The sequence below is a fragment of the Allobosea sp. CER48 genome (assembly GCF_044752385.1).
Lineage (GTDB): Bacteria > Pseudomonadota > Alphaproteobacteria > Rhizobiales > Beijerinckiaceae > Allobosea.
Map to the genome: position 1 here is coordinate 1 of NZ_JBIWYK010000676.1, position 1,304 is coordinate 1,304.

Genomic DNA, 1,304 nt, shown 5'->3' on the forward strand with positions numbered 1-1,304 from the left:
TGCCAGGCGTTGAGCAGGTACAGCCGCGCCTCACTCTCGCCGGCCTTTCGGGCGTCGGCCGAGTGCATATGCAGGCAATAGGCGCAGCCGTTGATCTGCGAAGCCCGCATCTTCACCAGCTCGATCAGGCTGTGTTCGAGGCCGGACTCCGCGACCGCGGCCTCCAGCGCCATCAGCGGCTTCATCATGTCGGGGGCGGTCGTATAGGGATTGAGACGCTTGTTCATCGTGACTCTCGCTGTTTGACGGAAGTTTGGCCGGGCGCAGCCGCTCGGCCAGGGGACAGAGTCGGCTCAGGCGGCAGCTTCGGTCTTGCGCTGGCGGTCGGCGGGGTGGCGCGTGCGGAACCCGGCATTGATCCGGTTCCAGGCGTTGATCGCGGCGATCGAGAGCGAGAGGTCGACGCATTCCTTCTCGCTGAAATGCGCGCGCAGTTCAGCGAAGGCTTCGTCGCTCGGGCTGCCTTCCGAAAGCCGGGTCAACGCCTCGGTCCAGCCGAGTGCGGCCTTCTCGCGCGGGGTGTAGAGCTCGGATTCGTGCCAGGCGTCGAGCAGGTATAGCCGCGCCTCGCTTTCGCCCGCCTTGCGCGCGTCCGTCGCGTGCATGTGCAGGCAATAGGCGCAGGCATTGATCTGCGAGGCCCGCATCTTCACGAGCTCGAGCAGGCTGTGCTCCAGCCCGCTCTCGTTGACGTAGATCTGCGTCTTCAGCAGCGCGTCGATCGCGCCGGGGGCGACCTGGAAAGCGTTGAGGCGTTGGCTCATGGTCTTCTCCATCGGTTGATGATGGCAAGACGAGGCAGCACGCCCGCTTGTGACATGCGCCTCAGATTTTTTTCAGCGCCTCGCGAATTTTCTCGGCATTGCCGGCGAGAACCTCGTTCTTCTCCATGGCGCCGGTGTGCGGGCGCAGCGCCACCCCGTCGAAGCGCGGCATGACGTGGACGTGGAGATGGAACACGACCTGCCCGCCGGCCGCCTCGTTGAACTGCTGGATGGTGACGCCCTCGGCGGCGAAAGCGACCTTCACCGCATGGGCCAGCTTCTGCGTCGACAGGGCGACCGCCTTCAGCGCTTCCGCCGGGGCGTCGAAGACGTTGCGGCACGCGGTCTTCGGGAGCACCAGGACGTGCCCGTCGGCTCGCGGCATGATGTCCATGATGGCGATCGTCTCGGCATCCTCGTAGACGGTATGGGAGGGCAATTCGCCGCGCAGGATCTTGGCGAAGACGTTGGACGGATCGTAGGCAGTCATGGCGGTTCCGATGCTTGGAAGCGGAGCGCTGACCCTGTGGCCGCCTTGCG

Annotated in this window: 3 protein-coding genes; all 3 read right to left on the bottom strand. The window is 65.4% G+C overall.

The features are described 5' to 3' along the window. The coding region (locus ACIPIA_RS16480) for a carboxymuconolactone decarboxylase family protein (RefSeq protein ID WP_400511053.1) at positions 1–227 on the bottom strand (227 nt) is incomplete at its 3' end. A 66-nt stretch (positions 228–293) separates the two neighbouring features. Further along, complete coding sequence (locus ACIPIA_RS16485) at positions 294–764, bottom strand: carboxymuconolactone decarboxylase family protein (protein WP_400511054.1); 471 nt, start codon at positions 762–764, stop codon at positions 294–296. A 61-nt stretch (positions 765–825) separates the two neighbouring features. Next, positions 826–1,254: an HIT family protein gene (locus tag ACIPIA_RS16490; RefSeq protein ID WP_400511055.1), complete on the bottom strand. Its 429-nt coding sequence runs from the start codon at positions 1,252–1,254 to the stop codon at positions 826–828. Between the last annotated feature and the right edge of the window lie 50 nt (positions 1,255–1,304).